This window comes from Micromonospora sp. WMMA1996, from assembly GCF_002573675.1.
Lineage (GTDB): Bacteria > Actinomycetota > Actinomycetes > Mycobacteriales > Micromonosporaceae > Micromonospora > Micromonospora sediminicola.
Genome location: NZ_PDHU01000001.1, coordinates 654,912 through 672,662, shown reverse-complemented (window position 1 = coordinate 672,662; position 17,751 = coordinate 654,912). Strand labels below are relative to the sequence as shown.

Annotated in this window: 16 protein-coding genes; 15 read left to right on the top strand and 1 reads right to left on the bottom strand. The window is 71.2% G+C overall.

The window, feature by feature from the left end; translation table 11 throughout:
• Window positions 1-80 precede the first annotated feature (80 nt).
• The 4 genes from COO58_RS03190 (at window position 81) to COO58_RS03175 (ending at window position 5,827) form a co-directional block, all read left to right on the top strand.
• The gene (locus COO58_RS03190; RefSeq protein ID WP_091582448.1) at window positions 81-1,334 is read left to right on the top strand and encodes a maltose ABC transporter substrate-binding protein; all 1,254 of its coding nucleotides are present in this window, start codon (window positions 81-83) and stop codon (window positions 1,332-1,334) included.
• Window positions 1,334-2,977, top strand: coding sequence for an ABC transporter permease subunit (locus COO58_RS03185; protein WP_091582444.1), 1,644 nt, complete (start codon window positions 1,334-1,336; stop codon window positions 2,975-2,977). The genes COO58_RS03190 and COO58_RS03185 overlap by 1 nt, the downstream gene beginning before the upstream one ends.
• The gene (locus COO58_RS03180) at window positions 2,974-3,873 is read left to right on the top strand and encodes a sugar ABC transporter permease (RefSeq protein WP_091582440.1); all 900 of its coding nucleotides are present in this window, start codon (window positions 2,974-2,976) and stop codon (window positions 3,871-3,873) included. Before COO58_RS03185 ends, COO58_RS03180 begins: the two co-directional genes overlap by 4 nt.
• Before the next feature lie 142 nt (window positions 3,874-4,015).
• A complete protein-coding gene (locus COO58_RS03175) occupies window positions 4,016-5,827 on the top strand; it encodes a glycoside hydrolase family 13 protein (protein ID WP_098743753.1) in 1,812 nt (603 codons plus the stop codon).
• Between the two features lie 93 nt (window positions 5,828-5,920).
• On the opposite strand, the gene COO58_RS03170 is transcribed toward COO58_RS03175, so the two are convergent.
• Window positions 5,921-6,508, bottom strand: coding sequence for a TetR/AcrR family transcriptional regulator (locus COO58_RS03170; protein ID WP_218012334.1), 588 nt, complete (start codon window positions 6,506-6,508; stop codon window positions 5,921-5,923).
• A gap of 97 nt (window positions 6,509-6,605) precedes the next feature.
• On the opposite strand from COO58_RS03170, the gene COO58_RS03165 reads away from it, so the two are divergent.
• The 11 genes from COO58_RS03165 to COO58_RS03115 all read left to right on the top strand — a co-directional run bounded on the left by COO58_RS03165 (window position 6,606) and on the right by COO58_RS03115 (window position 17,744).
• Window positions 6,606-7,598: a hypothetical protein gene (locus COO58_RS03165; protein ID WP_098743750.1), complete on the top strand. Its 993-nt coding sequence runs from the start codon at window positions 6,606-6,608 to the stop codon at window positions 7,596-7,598.
• A 56-nt stretch (window positions 7,599-7,654) separates the two neighbouring features.
• Window positions 7,655-7,996, top strand: a complete 342-nt coding sequence (locus tag COO58_RS03160) for a hypothetical protein (RefSeq protein WP_098746061.1) — start codon at window positions 7,655-7,657, stop codon at window positions 7,994-7,996.
• Window positions 7,997-8,273: 277 nt separating this feature from the next.
• A complete protein-coding gene (locus COO58_RS03155; protein ID WP_176558848.1) occupies window positions 8,274-9,344 on the top strand; it encodes a BMP family protein in 1,071 nt (356 codons plus the stop codon).
• Window positions 9,345-9,548: 204 nt separating this feature from the next.
• Entirely contained in the window at window positions 9,549-11,102 is a 1,554-nt protein-coding gene (locus COO58_RS03150) for an ABC transporter ATP-binding protein (RefSeq protein WP_091582421.1), read from the top strand.
• The gene (locus COO58_RS03145) at window positions 11,099-12,457 is read left to right on the top strand and encodes an ABC transporter permease (protein ID WP_098743747.1); all 1,359 of its coding nucleotides are present in this window, start codon (window positions 11,099-11,101) and stop codon (window positions 12,455-12,457) included. Before COO58_RS03150 ends, COO58_RS03145 begins: the two co-directional genes overlap by 4 nt.
• Window positions 12,458-12,459: 2 nt before the next feature.
• Window positions 12,460-13,740, top strand: coding sequence for an ABC transporter permease (locus tag COO58_RS03140; RefSeq protein ID WP_098743745.1), 1,281 nt, complete (start codon window positions 12,460-12,462; stop codon window positions 13,738-13,740).
• Between the two features lie 91 nt (window positions 13,741-13,831).
• Complete coding sequence (locus COO58_RS03135; protein WP_176558728.1) at window positions 13,832-14,545, top strand: cytidine deaminase; 714 nt, start codon at window positions 13,832-13,834, stop codon at window positions 14,543-14,545.
• 142 nt (window positions 14,546-14,687) lie between these two features.
• On the top strand, window positions 14,688-15,968 hold the full coding sequence (locus COO58_RS03130) for a thymidine phosphorylase (protein ID WP_091582407.1): 1,281 nt from the start codon (window positions 14,688-14,690) through the stop codon (window positions 15,966-15,968).
• A gap of 110 nt (window positions 15,969-16,078) precedes the next feature.
• Window positions 16,079-16,759, top strand: a complete 681-nt coding sequence (locus tag COO58_RS03125) for a DUF4272 domain-containing protein (protein WP_098743744.1) — start codon at window positions 16,079-16,081, stop codon at window positions 16,757-16,759.
• A gap of 264 nt (window positions 16,760-17,023) precedes the next feature.
• Window positions 17,024-17,359, top strand: coding sequence for a hypothetical protein (locus COO58_RS29850; RefSeq protein WP_141561847.1), 336 nt, complete (start codon window positions 17,024-17,026; stop codon window positions 17,357-17,359).
• A gap of 115 nt (window positions 17,360-17,474) precedes the next feature.
• Window positions 17,475-17,744 carry a hypothetical protein gene (locus COO58_RS03115; RefSeq protein ID WP_091582394.1) on the top strand — a complete coding sequence of 90 codons (270 nt, stop codon included), beginning with the start codon at window positions 17,475-17,477 and terminating at the stop codon, window positions 17,742-17,744.
• The last annotated feature ends 7 nt before the right edge of the window (window positions 17,745-17,751 follow it).

Below are 17,751 nucleotides of genomic sequence, written 5' to 3'. Positions count from 1 at the left end.
GCCGGTCAGCAAGAACTTTCAGAGGTTTCCACTGGTGGTCGCCCTTCCCCCGGCGGGCCACCATGACGACAGGAGTACCGATGCGCATCCGTACCGCGGGTGTGGTCGCCGTCCTCGGCCTGGCGCTCGCCGCGTCCGGCTGTGGTGACAGCGGCAGCGACAAGCCGGCCGCCGAGAAGTCCGCCGACAAGGCGACCGGCGGCAAGCTGGTCATCTGGGCCGACGACAAGCGCACCGCCGCCCTCAAGCCCTTCGCCGAGGAGTTCGGCAAGGAGAACGGCGTGACCGTCGAGGTCCAGGCCGTCTCCAAGGACCTGCAGACCAACTTCGTCACCGCCTCCCAGCAGGGCAGCGGCCCGGACGTCGTGGTCGGCGCGCACGACTGGATCGGCAACATGGTCCAGAACGGTGCCATCGACCCGGTGCAGCTGCCGGCCGAGCAGAAGAGCGGCTTCAACGAGACCGCCATCAAGGCCGTCACGTTCAACGGCCAGCTCTACGGCGTGCCCTACGCCACCGAGAACGTGGCCCTGCTCCGCAACACCGAGCTGGCCCCCGAGGCGCCGAAGACGATCGAGGACCTGGTCGCCACCGGCAAGAAGCTCAAGGCGGAGAAGAAGGCCAGCGAGATCCTCTGCCTCCAGTCCGGCCAGAACGGCGACGCGTACCACATCTACCCGCTGTACACCTCGGGTGGCGGCTACCTGTTCGGCACCGCCGCCAACGGCGACTACGACCCGAAGGACCTGGGCGTGGGCAAGCCGGAGTCGATCGCGGCCTTCCAGAAGATCGCGAAGCTCGGTGAGAAGGGCGACGGCGCGCTGAAGCGCTCCATCACCGGCGAGAACTCGATCGCCACCTTCACCGGCAAGAAGTGCGCCTTCCTGGTCTCCGGCCCGTGGGCCGTGGCCGACGCCAAGAAGGCCGGCATCAAGTACGACATCTCCCCGGTCCCCGGCTTCGCCGGTGGCAAGGAGGCCCAGCCGTTCGTGGGCGTCCAGGCGTTCTACGTGGCCGCCAAGGGCAAGAACAAGGCCCTGGCCCAGGAGTTCGTCACCAACTACGTGACCAAGCCCGAGCTGGCCGTCGCGCTGTACAAGGCCGAGCCGCGCCCGCCGGCGCTGACCGCCGCCTTCGACCAGGTCAAGGGCGAGGACGCCGACCTGGCCAAGTTCTCCGAGGCCGGCAAGAACGGCCAGGTGCTCCCGGCGATCCCGGCCATGGCCGCGATCTGGGACCCGTTCGGCAAGGCGGAGGCCGCCATCATCGGTGGCGCCGACCCGGCCAAGACGATCACGGCCGCTGGCAAGACCATCCAGGGTCAGATCAAGTAATGAGCGCGCCGCTGTCCGGCCCGGGGTCTGCCACGCAGACCCCGGGCCGGGAGCCCGCCCGCCCCGGGCTCCCGCGCACGTCCCGTACCGCGCGGAACCACGCGCCGATCACCGCGACCGGCCTCGTCGTCAAGGTGGTCCTGCTCGGCCTGGTGGCCGGGATCGCGATCTGGGCGGCGTTCCCGCTCATCGAGGCCGAACAGTGGATCGGGCTGGGTGTCCTGGCGGTCACCACCGCCGGCCTGTTCTACCTCTACCTGAGCCGCCGGCACATCCCGGCCAAGTACCTGGTCCCCGGCACGCTCTTCCTGATCGCCTTCCAGGTCTTCCCGGTGCTCTACACCGCGAGCACCGCGTTCACGAACTTCGGCGACGGCCACCGGGGCAGCAAGGACGACGCGATCGTCGCCATCCAGACCTCCTCGGTGAAGCAGGTCCCCGGCTCGACCGAGTACAACCTCAGCATCGCCACCAAGGGCGACCCGGCCACCGGCCCCCTGGTGTTCCTGCTCAGCGACCCGAAGACCAAGGAGGTCTTCGCCGGGGACGCGGGCGGGCTGCGCAAGCTCGACGCCGGTGACGTCACGGTCAGCAGCCTCAGCGGCAAGGTCACCGCCGCCGACGGCTACACCGTGCTGAACATCGGCCAGGCCAGCGGCCGCAGCGACGCGATCACCGCGCTGATCGTCCCCACCGACGGCGGCGCCATCCGCTCCAACGGCCTCACCCGGGCCTACGAGGGCAAGGCGGCCCGGGCGTACGACGCCGGCTGCGACTGCGTCAAGGACAGCGAGACCGGCAAGACCTGGAGCGCGGACGAGAAGGTCGGCTCCTTCGTCGCCGCCGACGGCGAGCGGCTCACCCAGGGCTGGAAGGTGAACGTCGGGCTGAAGAACTTCAGCGCCGTGCTCACCGACCCGAACATCTCCAAGCCGTTCTTCGGCACCCTGGCCTGGAACTTCGCGTTCGCGATCGGCTCCACCGGCCTCACCTTCCTGCTCGGCATGGCCATCGCGCTCGCCCTGCACTCGCCCCGGATGAAGGGCACGAACTTCTACCGGGTGCTGCTGATCCTCCCGTACGCGATGCCGTCGTTCGCGATGCTGCTGGTCTGGCGGGACATGTTCAACACCGACTTCGGCCTGGTCAACAACCTGTTCGGTCTGGACGTCGACTGGTTCGGCGGCTCCTGGTCGGCCCGGATCGCGGTGCTGCTGGTGCAGCTCTGGCTCGGCTACCCGTACATGTTCCTGGTGGCCACCGGCGCGTTGCAGGCCATCCCGCGGGAGCTGACCGAGGCCACCTCGGTCGACGGGGCGACGCCCTGGCAGTCGTTCCGGGCGGTCACCCTGCCGCTGCTGCTGGTGGCGCTCTCGCCGCTGCTGATCGCGTCGTTCGCGTACAACTTCAACAACGTCAACGCGATCCTGTTCACCACCGAGGGCGGGCCGTTCGCGCCGGACAACCCGCGCAACGGCGCCACCGACCTGCTGATCACCTACACCTACCGGTTGGCGTTCGGCGCGCAGGGCGCCGAGTTCGGCCTGGCCGCCACCGTGTCGATCTTCATCTTCGCGATCGTGGCGACGGTGTCGGCGATCAGCTTCCGGCGCACCCGCAAGCAGGAGGAGGTGTACTCGTGACCAGCATCGCGGAAACCCCGGTGGCCAACCGCAACGCGGCCGGCCGGGCGCGCAGCCGGTGGTTCGCCCAGGTGGGCTGGCGGCACCTGGTCGGGGTGCTGGCGGTCGTGTTCAGCCTCTTCCCGATCCTGTTCGTGATCTCGGCGGCGCTCAACCCGCTCGGCACGCTCTCTTCGACCGAGCTGCTGCCGACCGGGGCGTCGCTGGAGAACTTCACCAACCTGTTCGACCGCACCGCGTTCGGCCACTGGTTCCTCAACTCGCTGCTGCTGGCGGGCGTGGCCAGCTTCGCGTCGATCTTCCTGTCGGCGCTGGCCGCGTACGCGTTCTCCCGGATGCGGTTCGCCGGGCGCCGGGTCGGCCTGCTCACGCTGCTGCTGATCCAGATGTTCCCGCAGTTCCTGGCCATCGTGGCGATCTTCCTGATCTTCACCACGGTCACCGACCTGTACCCGGCGATCGGCTTCAACACCCCGTGGGGCCTGTTCCTGCTCTACATGGGTGGCGCGCTGGGGGCGAACACCTGGCTGATGAAGGGCTTCTTCGACACGCTGCCGAAGGAGCTGGACGAGTCCGCGACCATGGACGGCGCCTCGCACGTGCAGGTCTTCTTCCGGATCATGCTGCCGCTGGTGGCGCCGATCCTGGCGGTGACCGGCCTGCTCGCGTTCATCGGGTCGATCAACGAGTTCATCATCGCCAACGTGTTCCTCACCAACACCGAGTCGAAGACCCTCGCGGTCGGCATGTACGGCCTGGTGGCGGGCGAACGCAACAACAACTTCGGGATCTTCGCGGCGGGCACGCTGCTCACCGCGATCCCGACGGTGCTGGTGTTCCAACTGCTCCAGCGCTACATCGTCTCCGGCCTCACCTCCGGAGCCGTCAAGGGCTGAGCCTCCTCGGCTCACGCTGCGGCAAGGGCGTCGTGTCGGCGTACACCGGAGCGGTTCTCGGGCGGACCGCCGCGGTCGGGTGACACCGACCGCGGCGGGTGCCCGCCCCACTCCCTGTCGGTACGACGCGAAAGGCACCACCATGTCCCTGCAACCGCACCACGACGGGTCCGCCACCTACGTCCCGGAGCAGGAGCCCGCGCTGGGGCAGACCGTTCCCGTGTTCGTCCGGGTGCCCGCCGGCGCCGGCGTCCGCCAGGTGCACCTGCGCACCACCGGCGACGGCGAGCCGCACTTCGCCGAGGCGGTGGTCGACCGCACCGCCGACGGTGACGTGTGGTGGCGGGCCGACGTCGAGGTCCGCAACCCGGTCAGCAACTACCGTTTCCTGCTCGACGGCGACCGCGGTGCCCATTGGCTGAACGCGGCCGGCACGGCCGCCCACGACGTGCCGGACCACGGCGACTTCAAGCTGGTCAGCTACGCGCCGCCGCCGGCCTGGGCCCGGGACGCGGTGATCTATCAGATCTTCCCGGACCGGTTCGCCCGCTCGGCCGCCGCCGGCACCCGGACCGCGCCGGACTGGGCCATCGCGTGCGACTGGGACACCCCGGTGATCGGCCGTGGCCCGGAGACGCCCCGCCAGTTCTACGGCGGCGACCTCGACGGGATCACCGAACGCCTGGACCACCTGGACCGGCTCGGCGTCAACACGGTCTACCTCACCCCGGTCTTCCCGGCCCGCTCCAACCACCGGTACGACGCGTCCAGCTTCGACACGGTCGACCCGCTGCTCGGCGGCGACGCCGCGCTGGCCCGGCTCGCCGACGCGGTGCACGCCCGGGGTTGGCGGCTGCTCGGCGACATCACCAGCAACCACACCGGCGACGCCCACGACTGGTTCACCGCCGCCGTTTCCGACGTGCACGCGCCCGAACGCGAGCTGTACTACTTTGACCTGCCCGGACAGGACTACGAGTCCTGGAACGGGGTCAAGTCGCTGCCGAAGCTCAACTGGGGCAGCGCGGAGCTGCGCCGCCGGTTCGCCACGGCCGAGGACTCGCTGCTGCGCCGCTGGCTGCGCCCGCCGTACGGGCTGGACGGCTGGCGGGTGGACGTGGCGAACATGACCGGCCGGCGGGGCGCCGACGCCTACACACACGAGGTGGCGCGGCTGCTGCGTGAGGTGGTCGCCGAGACCCGGGCGGACGCGTTGCTGCTCGCCGAGCACGGCCACGACCACACCGGTGACCTGGACCGGGACGGCTGGCACGGAACGATGAACTACGTCGGCTTCACCGACCCGGTGTGGTCCTGGCTGCGCGCGGGCGACGACCCGGTGCCGAACTTCCTCGGCACCCCGGGCGGGGTGCGGCGGCGGGACGCGGGCGCGGTCCTGGCGACCATGAACACCTACCGGTCGCTGGTGTCGTGGCGGTCGTACACCCACTCGTGGCAGCTGCTCGGCTCGCACGACTCGGCCCGGATCCGCACGGTGGTCGGTGACGCGGCCCGGCAGGAGGTGGCCGCCGGCCTGCTCGCCACCATGCCCGGCACGCCGGTGGTGTTCGCCGGGGACGAGCTGGGGCTGACCGGCACCAACGGGGAGGGCTCGCGGACCCCGATGCCGTGGCACCGGCCGGAGAGCTGGGACCGGCGCACGTTCGACGCGTACCGGTCGTTGCTGGCGCTGCGCCGCGACGAGCCGGCGCTGCGGCACGGCGGCCTGCGCTGGGTGCACGCGGACGCGGACACGCTGGTGTTCCTGCGCGAGGCGCCGACCGGCACGGTGCTGGCCCTGGCCCGCCGCGCCCCCGGCGCCCCGGTCCGCCTGACCGGCCTGCCCGCCGGGGAGAACCTCTACGGAGGTGCCCCCGCCCTGCGCCCCGACGCCGAGGGCACGGTGACCCTCCCCGCCGACGGTCCCACCTTCCAGGTCTGGCGCCTGGCCTGACCCGTCCGGCTCCGCGATCTTGCAGTTGCGGCCCGCTTGATGCGGCTTTCGCCCGTTGTGTCGGGGCACCAACTGCAAGATCGCGGGGTCGGGTCAGCGGAGGAGGGTGCGGGCGCCGGTGAGGTAGGTCTCGCGGTCGGGGGAGCCGGTGAGGATGCGCTGGGTGAAGTAGCCGGGGACCAGGCCGAAGAGGGCCGCGCCGACCGCCTCCGGATCCGCGTCGGGGGGCAGCTCGCCGGCGTCGCGCGCCCGCCTGGCGGCGGCGACGAAGTGGGCCCGTAGCCGGGTGTAGGTGGCCGCGACGAACTCCGCCAGCACCGGGTCCCGCTGCGCCTCGCTCCACACCTGCAACGCCAGCGGCAGCACCCCGTCCGGGCCGAGCTGGGTGTCGACGAAGGTGAGGGCCCGCTCCAGCACCCCGGTCAGCGGCAGCGGCGGGTCGGCCGTGGACAGCTCGGCGAAGGTCGCGTCCGCGGTGCCGACCACCGCCTGGGCGATGGCCGTGATCAGGTCGTTCTTGCTCGGGAAGTAGCGGTAGACGGCGCCGACCGAGAGCCCGGCCTCCTTGATCACGTCCTGCATCGAGGTGTGGTGGAAGCCGTCGCGCACGAAGCACCGCCGGGCCGCGTCGAGGATCTGCTGACGGCGGGCGGCGAGGTGCTGCTCGGAGACTCGTGGCACGTCCCACATTCTAAAGCGAACGTTCGTTCTTGACGAAGGCCGCGCGGAGGCGCACGCTCGGTTCAAGAGAACGAACATTCGTTTTAGGGAGACGCCGATGCTCCGGTCCCGCTCGCCCTGGTCCCTCGCCGCGCTGCTGGTCGGCCTGACGGTGGTCGCGCAGGCGCTGCTCGTACCCCTGTTCGCGGCGCCGGCCGCGCACCTCGCGCCGCGCGACCTGCCGGTCGCGGTGGCCGGGCCGCCGCCGGCCGCCGCGGAGCTGGCCGCCCGGCTAGCCGCCGCCCGGCCCGGCGGCTTCGCGGTCACCACGCTCCCGGACGCGGCGGCCGCCGACCGGGCCCTGCGGGGCCGCGAGGTGTACGCCGCGTTCGTGGCCGGCCCGGACGGCGTCGCGCTGCACACCGCGCCGGCCGCCAGCCCCACCGTGGCCGCCCTGCTCACCGAGGCCGCCGGCCAACTCTCCGGCGGCCGCCCGGTGCCGGTGACGCCCGTCGTGCCGGCCGACCCGGACGACCCGCGCGGCGCCGGGTTCGCCGCCGGCTTCCTGCCGCTGGCACTCACCGGCATGCTGGCCGGCGCGCTGCTCACGCTGCTGGTCGCCGGTCGCGTCGCGCGGTTCACCGGCCTGATCGGGTACGCGGTGGTCGCCGGCGGCGTCGGCGTCGCGGTGCTGCACGGCTGGCTCGGTCTCGTCGACGGCGACCCGTGGCGGGAGGCCGGCGCGATCGGGCTGTTCTCGCTCGCCGCCGCCGGCACGGTGGCCGGGCTGGGCGCGTTGCTCGGCCGCGCCGGGATCGGGCTCGGCGCGCTGCTGGTCTTCCTGGTCGGCAACCCGCTCTCGGCGGTCGCCGCCGCGCCCGAGCTGCTGCCGCAGCCGTGGGGGACGGTCGGTCAGTTCCTGCCGGTCGGCGCCGGCGGCACGCTGCTGCGGTCGGCGGCCTTCTTCGACGGCGCGGGGGCCGGTCGGTCGCTGGCCGTGCTGGCCGGATACGCGCTGGTCGGGCTGGCGCTCGTGCTGATCGGCCGCCGGTCCGGCGCGCTCGGCGACACCCCGGTGTCGCGCCCGGCCCGAGCCGAGGTCACGGTATGACGGCACCTCGGCGGGCCCCTACTACAAAGCGTCGTTGATGGGGGAGGATGGCCGGCGTGGAAGCTCTTCGTCTGATCCTTCTCTACGTCCATCTGATCGGCTTCGCGCTGCTGCTCGGCGGCGGGATCGCCCAGTACGTCACCGGCCGACTGCGGATCAACGCCGCGATGCTGTGGGGGGCGGTGATCCAGATCCTGACCGGTCTCGGACTGTCCGCGCCGCTGCGCGACGGGGACGAGCCCGCCCCCGCGAAGCTTGTTACCAAGTTGGTGCTCGCGCTGCTCATCTTCGTCATGGTCTTCTTCTCCCGTAAGCGGGAGTCCGTGAACCGTGGGCACTTCCTTGCGATCATCGGGTTGACGCTGCTCAACGCGGCGGTCGCGGTCTTCTGGCGGTAGTTCGCCGGGAGGTCGGGGAGGCGCCGGAAACGGACGTTCGCGACACCGCCCATCAGGTCTGTCAGCACGAGAAGTGATCTGCCCCACCCAAGGGTTACACCGGGGTAACGGACGCTCAACAGTCGTGCACGATTGTCGGCCGGTGGGTGGGCGCGGGCGTACGCTCCCGTCCGTAACGTGGGACGCCGGCGGCACACCGCAGGCCGGCGCAAGGGCTGCGCACCGCGCACGACGCGGTGGGCAATGGGAAGGAGACGTCTTGCGCTCTGTGCGTGGGATGCGGATCGCCTCCGCCGTCGTGGCGGGTGGCCTCGTGCTGGGCGCCGCCGCGTGTGGTGAGGCTCCGGACGACGACAAGAACGCCGGCGGCACCGGTGGCAAGAAGTTCAGCGCCTGCATGGTGACCGACGTCGGTGGCATCGACGACAAGTCCTTCAACACCTCGGCCTGGAAGGGCCTCCAGGAGGCGAAGAAGGAGAACGACAGCATCGACATCAAGAACGTCCAGTCGAAGGCTGAGCAGGACTACGAGGTCAACCTGACCGGCTTCGTCAACCAGAAGTGCGACTTCATCCTGGCCGTCGGTGGCCTGATGTCGGACGCCACCAAGAAGGCCGCCGAGGCGAACCCGAACCAGCAGTTCGCGATCGTGGACGCCAACCCGGGTCTGGACAACATCTACCCGATGCAGTTCGACACCGCGCAGGCCGCGTTCCAGGCCGGCTACCTCGCCGCCGGGATGAGCAAGACCGGCAAGGTGGGCACCTACGGCGGCCAGCCGATCCCGCCGGTCACCATCTTCATGGACGGCTTCGCCGACGGCGTGGCGTACTACAACAAGGCCAAGAGCAAGAACGTCCAGGTCCTGGGCTGGGACAAGGCCGCTCAGAAGGGTTCCTTCGCGAACTCCTTCGAGAAGCAGGACGAGGGCAAGAAGGTGTCCGACGCGCTGGTCGCCCAGGGCGCCGACATCGTCATGCCGGTCGCCGGCGGCGCCGGTCTCGGCACCACCGCCGCGGCGAAGTCCTCGGGCGGCAAGTACTCGGTCGTCTGGGTGGACATCGACGGCTGCGAGAGCACCCCGGACTGCTCGGCGATCCTCACCACGGTCGTCAAGAACATCCCGGAGGCCGTCAAGGAGGCCGTGCTGAAGGCCGCCGGTGGCGAGAAGCTGCAGGCCAAGCCGGGCTTCGTGGGCACGCTGGCCAACACCGGCGTCTCCATCGCGCCGTACCACGACTTCGACAGCAAGGTCCCGGCGGACCTGAAGGCCGAGGTCGACAAGATCAAGGCGGACATCTCCGCCGGCACCATCACGGTCACCTCGAAGGCCCAGCCGACCAAGTGACCGCTCCGCCGGCCGCCGCGGTGAGATCATCGACGGCGGGGGCCGGCGGGCACCAGCACTGACGATCCGGCCGTCCCGGCGCACGGGGTCCGCACCCCGCGCCTCGGGGCGGCCGGTCACCTTGATCCCCCACACCCCCACCCGGCGCGGTGGCGGCGCGGCAGTGGCTACGCTGCACCATCGCTCGCACTCCAGGAGGTTGCGCTGAGACTCGAACTGCGCGGCATCACCAAACGGTTCGGTGATCTGGTCGCCAACGACCACATCGACCTCACGGTGGAGCCTGGAGAGATCCACGCCCTGCTCGGCGAGAACGGCGCCGGCAAGTCGACCCTGATGAACGTGCTCTACGGGCTCTACCAGCCCGACGAGGGCGAGATCCTGGTCGACGGCAAGCCGCTGAAGCTGAAGGGTCCGTCGGACGCGATCGCCGCCGGGATCGGCATGGTGCACCAGCACTTCATGCTGGTGCCGGTCTTCACCGTGGCCGAGAACGTCATGCTCGGCGCCGAGCAGGTCCGGGGGCCGTTCGCCGGCATCCTGGACCGCCGGCGCGCCCGGCGCGAGGTCGCCGAGGTCTCCGAGCGCTACAACCTCCGGGTCGACCCGGACGCGGTGATCGAGGACCTCCCGGTCGGCATCCAGCAGCGGGTGGAGATCGTCAAGGCGCTCACCCGGGACGTCGACCTGCTGATCCTCGACGAGCCCACGGCCGTGCTGACGCCGCAGGAGACCGAGGAGCTGCTCACGGTCATGCGGTCGCTCAAGGCCGCCGGCAAGTCGATCGTGTTCATCACGCACAAGCTGGGCGAGGTCAAGGCGATCGCCGACCGGATCACCGTGATCCGGCGCGGCAGGACCGTGGGCACCGCCGAGCCGAGCGCCAGCCGGGACGAGCTGGCCGCGCTGATGGTGGGCCGCAGCGTCCGGCTGACCGTGGACAAGAAGCCCGCCGAACCCGGCAAGCCGATCCTGGAGATCGCCGGCCTGGTCGTCGACGACGACCGGCAGGTACGCGCCGTCGACGGCGTCGACCTGACCGTGCGCGCCGGTGAGGTGCTCGGCGTCGCTGGCGTGCAGGGCAACGGCCAGACCGAACTGATCGAGGCGATCATGGGCCTGCGTCCCACGCTCGCCGGCACGATCAGCCTCGACGGCGAGGCGGTGAACGGCTGGTCGACCAAGAAGGTGCTCCGTGCCGGCGTCGGCTACGTGCCGGAGGACCGCAGCGTCGACGGCCTGGTCAAGGAGTTCTCCGTGGCGGAGAACCTGGTGCTGGACATCTACGACCGGCCGCCGTTCGGCAAGGGCCTGTCGCTCAAGCCGGACGCCATCGGGAAGTCGGCGAAGGAGCGGATCGAGCAGTTCGACATCCGTACCTCGTCGGCCGACGCGGCCGTCGGCACGCTCTCCGGCGGCAACCAGCAGAAGGTGATCGTGGCCCGGGAGCTGTCCCGGCCGCTGAAGCTCTTCATCGCCGCGCAGCCCACCCGGGGCGTGGACGTCGGCTCGATCGAGTTCATCCACAGCCGGGTGATCCGCGAGCGGGACGTCGGCACCGCGGTCATGGTGGTCTCCAGCGAGCTGGACGAGGTGATCGGCCTGGCCGACCGGATCGCGGTGATGTACCGCGGTCGGATCATCGGCATCGTCGGCCCGGACACCCCGCGCGAGGAGATCGGCCTGCTGATGGCCGGCATCACGCCCGACACCGCCACCCCGACCGCTGACAGCCCTGCCAACGAGGACGAGGCATGACGAACCCGAATCCGGTCTCGGGCTCCCCGGACAAGGAGCCGGCGACCGAGGCGCAGGAGGCGCGCAGCGAGGCCCGGGCGACGCCGACCGTGCCGGCCGGCGACGCCGAGCGTCCGGTGCCCGCCGCCGCGCCGAAGCAGCCACCGGCCGGGGAGCCCCGGCCCAGCCTGGGCAGGCTCTTCCTGGACAACCTCTGGGCGGCGAACACGGTCACCGTGACGGTGCTCGCGGTGGTGCTGGCCATGCTGGTCGGCGCCGTGCTGATCATCGTCTCCGACCCGGAGGTGCTGGCCACCTACAGCTACATCACCGCCCGCCCGGCGGACGCGTTGAACGCCAGCTGGACCGTGGTCAGCGAGGCGTACGCGAACCTGTTCAAGGGCGCGATCTTCGACCCGGACGCGGTCGGCTTCACCGCCGTCATGGGCCCGATCTCGGAGACGCTGACCTACACCGCGCCGCTGGTCTTCACCGGCCTGTCGGTGGCGCTGGCGTTCCGTGGCGGTCTGTTCAACATCGGCGCCCAGGGCCAGGCCACCATCGGCGTGATCCTGGCCGCCGTCGCCGGCTTCGCGTTGCCGCTGCCGCCCGGCGTGCACCTGCTGGTGGCGCTGATCGCCGGTGCGCTCGGCGGCGCCCTCTGGGGCTTCATCCCGGGCATCCTCAAGGCCCGCGCCGGCGCCCACGAGGTGATCAACACGATCATGCTCAACTACGTGGCGATCTACTTCCTGTCCTGGATCATCGTCCAGAACGGGGTGCAGAACCCCGACCGCGCGGACGCGATCAGCAAGCCGGTCGACTCCTCCGCGCAGCTGCCCCGGCTGCTCGGCGACAACCTGCGGGTGCACGCCGGCATCCTGCTCGCGGTGCTGGCCACCTGGTTCATCGCCTGGCTGCTCAACCGCTCCACGCTCGGCTTCGAGCTGCGCGCGGTGGGCGAGAACCCGGACGCGGCCCGGACCGCCGGCATCAGCGTGACCAAGACGTACGTGCTGGTGATGGCGACCGCGGGTCTGCTCGCCGGCCTCGGTGGCTCGAACATGGTGCTCGGCTCCACCGCCAACGCGTTGACCCCGCTGGTGATCGCGCAGATCGGCTTCGACGGCATCCTGGTCGCCCTGCTCGGCCGCGTGAAGCCGTGGGGCGTGCTGCTGGCCGCGCTGCTGTTCGGCGCGCTCCAGGCCGGCGGCAACCGGATGCAGTCGTACTCGGGGATCTCGCTGGAGCTGGTCACCGTGCTCCAGGCGCTCATCGTCATCTTCATCGCCGCGCCCGCCCTGGTGAAGGCGATCTTCCAGCTCCGGGCGGCCCGCGCCGCCCGGCTGCAGACGAGCCTCGCGAAGGGCTGGTGAGCATGTCCACCACCGCTGTCCCCGAGGTCGCCGTAACCGCGGTCGACGAGGGTTTCTGGACGCGTACCCGCAAGGCCGGGGCCGTCCTGCTGGCGCTGGGTGTGCTCGCGGCCGTGCTGTTCGGCGCGCTCGCCACCGACCAGCAGGCCCGCTTCACGCTCAGCGAGACCGAGGGCGGTGCCGCCCTGGAGATCAACGGCACGATCGGCGCGATCCTGTTCGGCGTCATCGCCGCGGCGGCCGGCGCGGCCCTGCTGGCCGGCGTGCCCAGGCGCTGGTTCACGCTGCTGCTCGGCGCCGGCCTGGTCGCCTTCGTGCTCAGCTTCCTCTGCTGGCAGGTCTCCGCCGCCCCCGAGGGCCGCAACTTCATGCCGCTGGTCAACGTCGTCCGGGGCACGTTCATCCTGGCGTTGCCGCTGATCTTCGGCGCGCTGGCCGGTGTGCTCTGCGAGCGTTCCGGCGTGGTCAACGTGGCGATCGAGGGCCAACTGCTGATGGGCGCCTTCTCCGGCGCGCTGTTCGGCAGCATCTCCGGCAACGTCTGGGTCGGCCTGGTGGCCGCCGCGATCGGCGGCGCGTTCATCTCGCTGCTGCTGGCCGTGTTCGCCATCCGCTACCTGGTCGACCAGGTGGTCATGGGCATCGTGCTGAACCTGCTGGCGGTCGGCATCACCGGCTTCCTCTACGAGCGGCTGATGCAGCCCGACGCGGCGAAGTACAACAGCGCGCCGCGCTTCAGCAACTGGGAGATCCCGTTGCTGAAGGACATCCCGCTGATCGGTCCGGCGCTGTTCCGGGGCAACATCTTCCTCTACCTCGGCCTGCTGCTGGTGCTGGTCATCCACCTGGCCCTGTTCCGCACCCGGTGGGGTCTGCGGACCCGGTCGGTGGGTGAGCACCCGACCGCCGCCGACACGCTGGGCGTGAAGGTGCTGCGGCTGCGCTACCGCAACGTGATCATGGCCGGTCTGGTGGCCGGTGTCGGTGGGGCGTCGTACACGCTGGCGCTCTACTCGTTCACCAAGAACATGATCGGCGGTAAGGGCTTCATCGCCCTGGCCGCGCTCATCTTCGGCCGGTGGAGTCCGACGGGTGCCCTGTTGGCGGCGCTGTTCTTCGGCTTCGCCGACCAGCTCGCCACCTATCTGGGCGCGATCGGCAGCAGCATCCCGAGCCAGTTCCTGGCGATGCTGCCCTACCTGGCGACGATCCTGGCGGTGGCCGGGCTGGTCGGCAAGGTCCGGGCGCCGGCCGCCGACGGCAAGCCGTACATCAAGGGCTGAGCCTCCGCGACGCGACGTGCCCGGCGGGAGGACCCGCCGGGCACCGTCGTCTCCGGCCGCGCCGGTGACCGATCGGCGTGGATTGGGCAGAATGGGAGTCGTGATGGAGATCGACTGGGAGCGGCTGCGGGCCGCCGCCACCGAGGTGATGCGGCACGCCTACGTGCCCTACTCGAAGTTCCCCGTCGGGGCCGCCGCCCTGGTCGACGACGGCCGGGTCGTGGTGGGCTGCAACGTGGAGAACGCCGGCTACGGCGTGACGCTCTGCGCCGAGTGCGGCGTCGTCTCCTCGCTGCACGCCACCGGCGGCGGTCGGATCGTGGCGCTGTCCTGCGTCGACGCGACCGGTGAGCCGCTGATGCCGTGCGGCCGGTGCCGGCAGCTGCTCTGGGAACAGGGCGGGCCGGAGTGCCTGATCGAGGCGAAGAGCGGGCCGCTGCGGATGGCGGAGCTGCTCCCGCACGCCTTCGACGTGGCCGACATCGAGGCGGTGACCGGCGAGCATCCGGTGCCCGTGGTGCCGGACCGGCTGGCCGCCTGGCGCGGCCGGGGGACGGTGTTCGTGCACCCCGACCTGTCCGGCGGGCAGCAGGTCTGGACGACCTACTGGGAGCGGTCGGCCGGGGACGCCGAGGGTGCCGAGACCGGTGTGCTGGAGGAGGGCCCGACCTGGGAGGACCCGACCGGGGCCATCGAGTGGGGGCTGGCGCGGACGCCGCGGGTGGTCGTGGTGGACGCCTCGGGCACGATCTTCTGGGCCGGTGAGGGCGAGCCGCCGTCGGAGATCCCGGTTCGCTGGGGTTGAGGTTGGGGCCTGGGCCGACCGCGCCCGGCTCCGGGCGGTCAGGCTTGATCCCTCCGCCGGGCACGGTCGGCCCAGGCCCGACGTGGGCACCGTGCGCGGAGAATGCGGCCGGCGTTGTCGATCTATTGATGGGAACTCAAAGGTGAGTGCTTTTACGGCGGTTGACGTCATCCGGGCGAAGCGGGACGGGGGTGTGCTGAGCGACGGGCAGATCGACTGGGTGGTCGACGCGTACACCAAGGGGCTGGTGGCCGACGAGCAGATGTCGGCGCTGGCCATGGCGATCCTGCTGCGCGGCATGACCGGCCCGGAGATCGCCCGGTGGACCGCCGCCATGATCGCCAGCGGCGAGCGGCTGGACCTGTCGTCGGTGGCCCGGCCGACCGTGGACAAGCACTCCACCGGCGGCGTCGGTGACAAGATCACCCTGCCGCTGACCCCTCTGGTCGCCGCGTGCGGCGCGGCCGTCCCGCAGCTGTCCGGCCGGGGGCTCGGTCACACCGGCGGCACGCTGGACAAGCTGGAGTCGATCCCGGGCTGGCGGGCGGCGCTGGGCAACGACGAGTTCATCGCCCAGCTCCGCGACGTCGGTGCGGTGATCTGCGCGGCCGGTGACGGGCTCGCGCCGGCCGACCGCAAGCTGTACGCGCTGCGCGACGTCACCGGCACCGTCGAGGCGATCCCGCTCATCGCCAGCTCGATCATGAGCAAGAAGATCGCGGAGGGGACCGGCGCGTTGGTGCTCGACGTGAAGGTCGGCTCCGGCGCCTTCATGAAGAACGTCGACGACGCCCGCGAGCTGGCCCGCACCATGGTCGAGCTGGGTGGGGCGCACGGGGTGCGCACGGTCGCCCTGCTCACCGACATGTCCACCCCGCTCGGCCTGACGGTCGGCAACGCGGTCGAGGTGACCGAGTCGGTGGAGGTGCTCGCCGGCGGCGGCCCGGCCGACGTGGTGGAGCTGACGCTGGCGCTGGCCCGGGAGATGCTCGACGCCGCGGGCCTGCCGGACGCCGACCCGGCCGCCGCGCTGCGGGACGGCCGGGCGATGGACGCCTGGCGGACGATGATCCGGGCGCAGGGCGGCGACCCGGACGCCCCGATGCCGACCGCGCCGGAGGTCGAGGTCGTCACCGCGGCCGAGGACGGCTGGGTGGCCGAGGTCGACGCGTACGCCATCGGGGTGGCCGCCTGGCGGCTCGGCGCCGGCCGGGCCCGCAAGGAGGACCCGGTGAGCGTCCCGGCGGGCGTGGTCCTGCACAAGCGCCCCGGCGATCGCGTGCGGGTCGGTGACCCGCTGTTCGAGCTGCGCGCCGAGCACGCCGAGCGGATCCCGGCGGCGCTGGCCGAGGCGCGTGGGGCGATCCGGGTGGCGGCCGAGGCGCCGGCCGTCACGCCGCTGGTCATCGACCGGATCGGTTGACGGGTTCCGGCTCGGGCCGGCCATGGTGCCGGCCCGGCCGGAGCCGCTATCCTCCCAGGCCAGGGGGACCGACCGGCGGCGAGCCGGGGCGACCAGACAGGGACTGACCGTTGCGCGTATCCGCTCCCGATCCTCGGGCCGTCCGCGAGGCGAGCCTCGACGAGCTGTCCCGGCTGGGTCTTCCGCTGCCGCCGCCGCAGTTCCCGCTGGTGTGGGAGCCGGGCGACGAGATCGAGCTGCGCCCGACCCCGGAGATCGAGGCCCGGATCGCGGTGCTGCACCTGATCCTGGCCCGCTGCTTCGGCATGCCCGCGCAGGCGGCGATGAGCTGGCTGCTCGACTCGCACCTGGTCGAGATGCTGACGCCGCCGGAGTGGCAGTTCGTGATGGGCGGCCGGGGCGACCACCGGTCGTTCGTGCTGCACCACGACGCGCTCTTCTCGCTGGCCTGGGTGCTCGGCCTGACCAAACAGCTGGACCCGACCGTGCCGGTCGACGAACGGTTGGTCGAACGGATGCCGAACCTGGTCACCGGGGAGACGTTCCCGCAGTGGCGGGCCCGGATCCTGGCCGCACCGCAACATCCCGCCGACGCGGCGGCGCTGCTCGACCTGCACTACTGCCTGGACTGGGCCTACCTGGAGACCGAGCGGGCCGGCCGGGCGCTGCCCGGGCTGGTGGACGCCAACGCGATCGGCCAGCGCCGGTGGGCGTTGGAGTGGGCCGTGGTGCTGCGCGGGCCGTACCACGAGGAGCCGCCGGGCTGGGAAGAGGTCGACCTCTCCACCTGAACCGCTGCGACACGGTGGTTCTCGCGCTTTCCCGCCCCGCCGGCCGCGCCGCCGGCGTATCTGATCGCGGTCAATTGTCGGGCCGGCCGGTCGGGCTGCCAAACGAGCGTTAGCGTCGATGGTCCCCGCCTGGACATTACTCCGAGTGAGTGTCGGAGGGTGGCTTCTCAAGTACTTGTGCGTGATCGACAGCGGCTGATACTGTTTCGCCAGTCAAGCGCGGGGGTTATTTTCCCGCAGCTGTTCTGAAAGACGGGGAGGAACATGAAGCTGCGTCGAATCACCATGTCCGCGGTCGCGGGCGTGGCAATTGCCGGTGGCCTGGTCGCGGTGAGCGCGAGCCCTGCGGCGGCCACGCCGCAGAGTTGCTCGCACGCCAAGTACAGCGCCAGCGCGGCGGTCGCCATCTGCAACAGCGGGACCGGCAACTTCCGCTCGGTCGTCTCCTGCCAGTACTCGCCGTACGAGGGTGCGACCCGGTACGTCAACGGGTACGGCCCGTGGAAGGCCGCCGGGTCCGGCTCGCCCTCGTACTCGTACTGCCCCACGGTGAATGGTGTCTACTCCTACTACAAGTCGGATGGCATCCAGATTTCCTGACGAATGCCGCTGCACATTCTGATGGGCGTTTCTGTCGGGAAATTCGGAGGTAGTAATGCGTATTCGTAAATTGACTGCTGGCCTTTTCGCCGCGGCGGCTCTGTCGACGGGTGCGGTGGTCGCCACCGCGGCGCCGGCGCTCGCCACCCCCACCAACTGTTCCTGGGCGAAGTACACGGCGACCTCCATCGTCGCGGTGTGCCACGGCGGCACCGGCCAGTACCGGGCCAGGATCACGTGCCGGCACTACTACGGCGCGGCCGGCGACTACTACTACACCAACGGCTACGGCTCGTGGAAGTCGGCGAGCAGCGGACAGGCGTCGTACGCCTACTGCCCCGCGAGCGGCGAGACCTTCTCCTCGGGCGGTCTCGACCTCGTCTGACCCGGCG

What these genes read in the sequence shown, in the direction of transcription:
- COO58_RS03185 (WP_091582444.1), top strand. Translation starts at nt 1,334, where the DNA reads ATGAGCGCGCCGCTGTCCGGCCCGGGGTCTGCCACGCAGACCCCGGGC.
- COO58_RS03190 (WP_091582448.1), top strand. Translation starts at nt 81, where the DNA reads ATGCGCATCCGTACCGCGGGTGTGGTCGCCGTCCTCGGCCTGGCGCTC.
- COO58_RS03155 (WP_176558848.1), top strand. Translation starts at nt 8,274, where the DNA reads ATGCGGATCGCCTCCGCCGTCGTGGCGGGTGGCCTCGTGCTGGGCGCC.
- COO58_RS03145 (WP_098743747.1), top strand. Translation starts at nt 11,099, where the DNA reads ATGACGAACCCGAATCCGGTCTCGGGCTCCCCGGACAAGGAGCCGGCG.
- COO58_RS03165 (WP_098743750.1), top strand. Translation starts at nt 6,606, where the DNA reads ATGCTCCGGTCCCGCTCGCCCTGGTCCCTCGCCGCGCTGCTGGTCGGC.
- COO58_RS03140 (WP_098743745.1), top strand. Translation starts at nt 12,460, where the DNA reads ATGTCCACCACCGCTGTCCCCGAGGTCGCCGTAACCGCGGTCGACGAG.
- COO58_RS29850 (WP_141561847.1), top strand. Translation starts at nt 17,024, where the DNA reads ATGAAGCTGCGTCGAATCACCATGTCCGCGGTCGCGGGCGTGGCAATT.
- COO58_RS03135 (WP_176558728.1), top strand. Translation starts at nt 13,832, where the DNA reads ATGGGAGTCGTGATGGAGATCGACTGGGAGCGGCTGCGGGCCGCCGCC.
- COO58_RS03175 (WP_098743753.1), top strand. Translation starts at nt 4,016, where the DNA reads ATGTCCCTGCAACCGCACCACGACGGGTCCGCCACCTACGTCCCGGAG.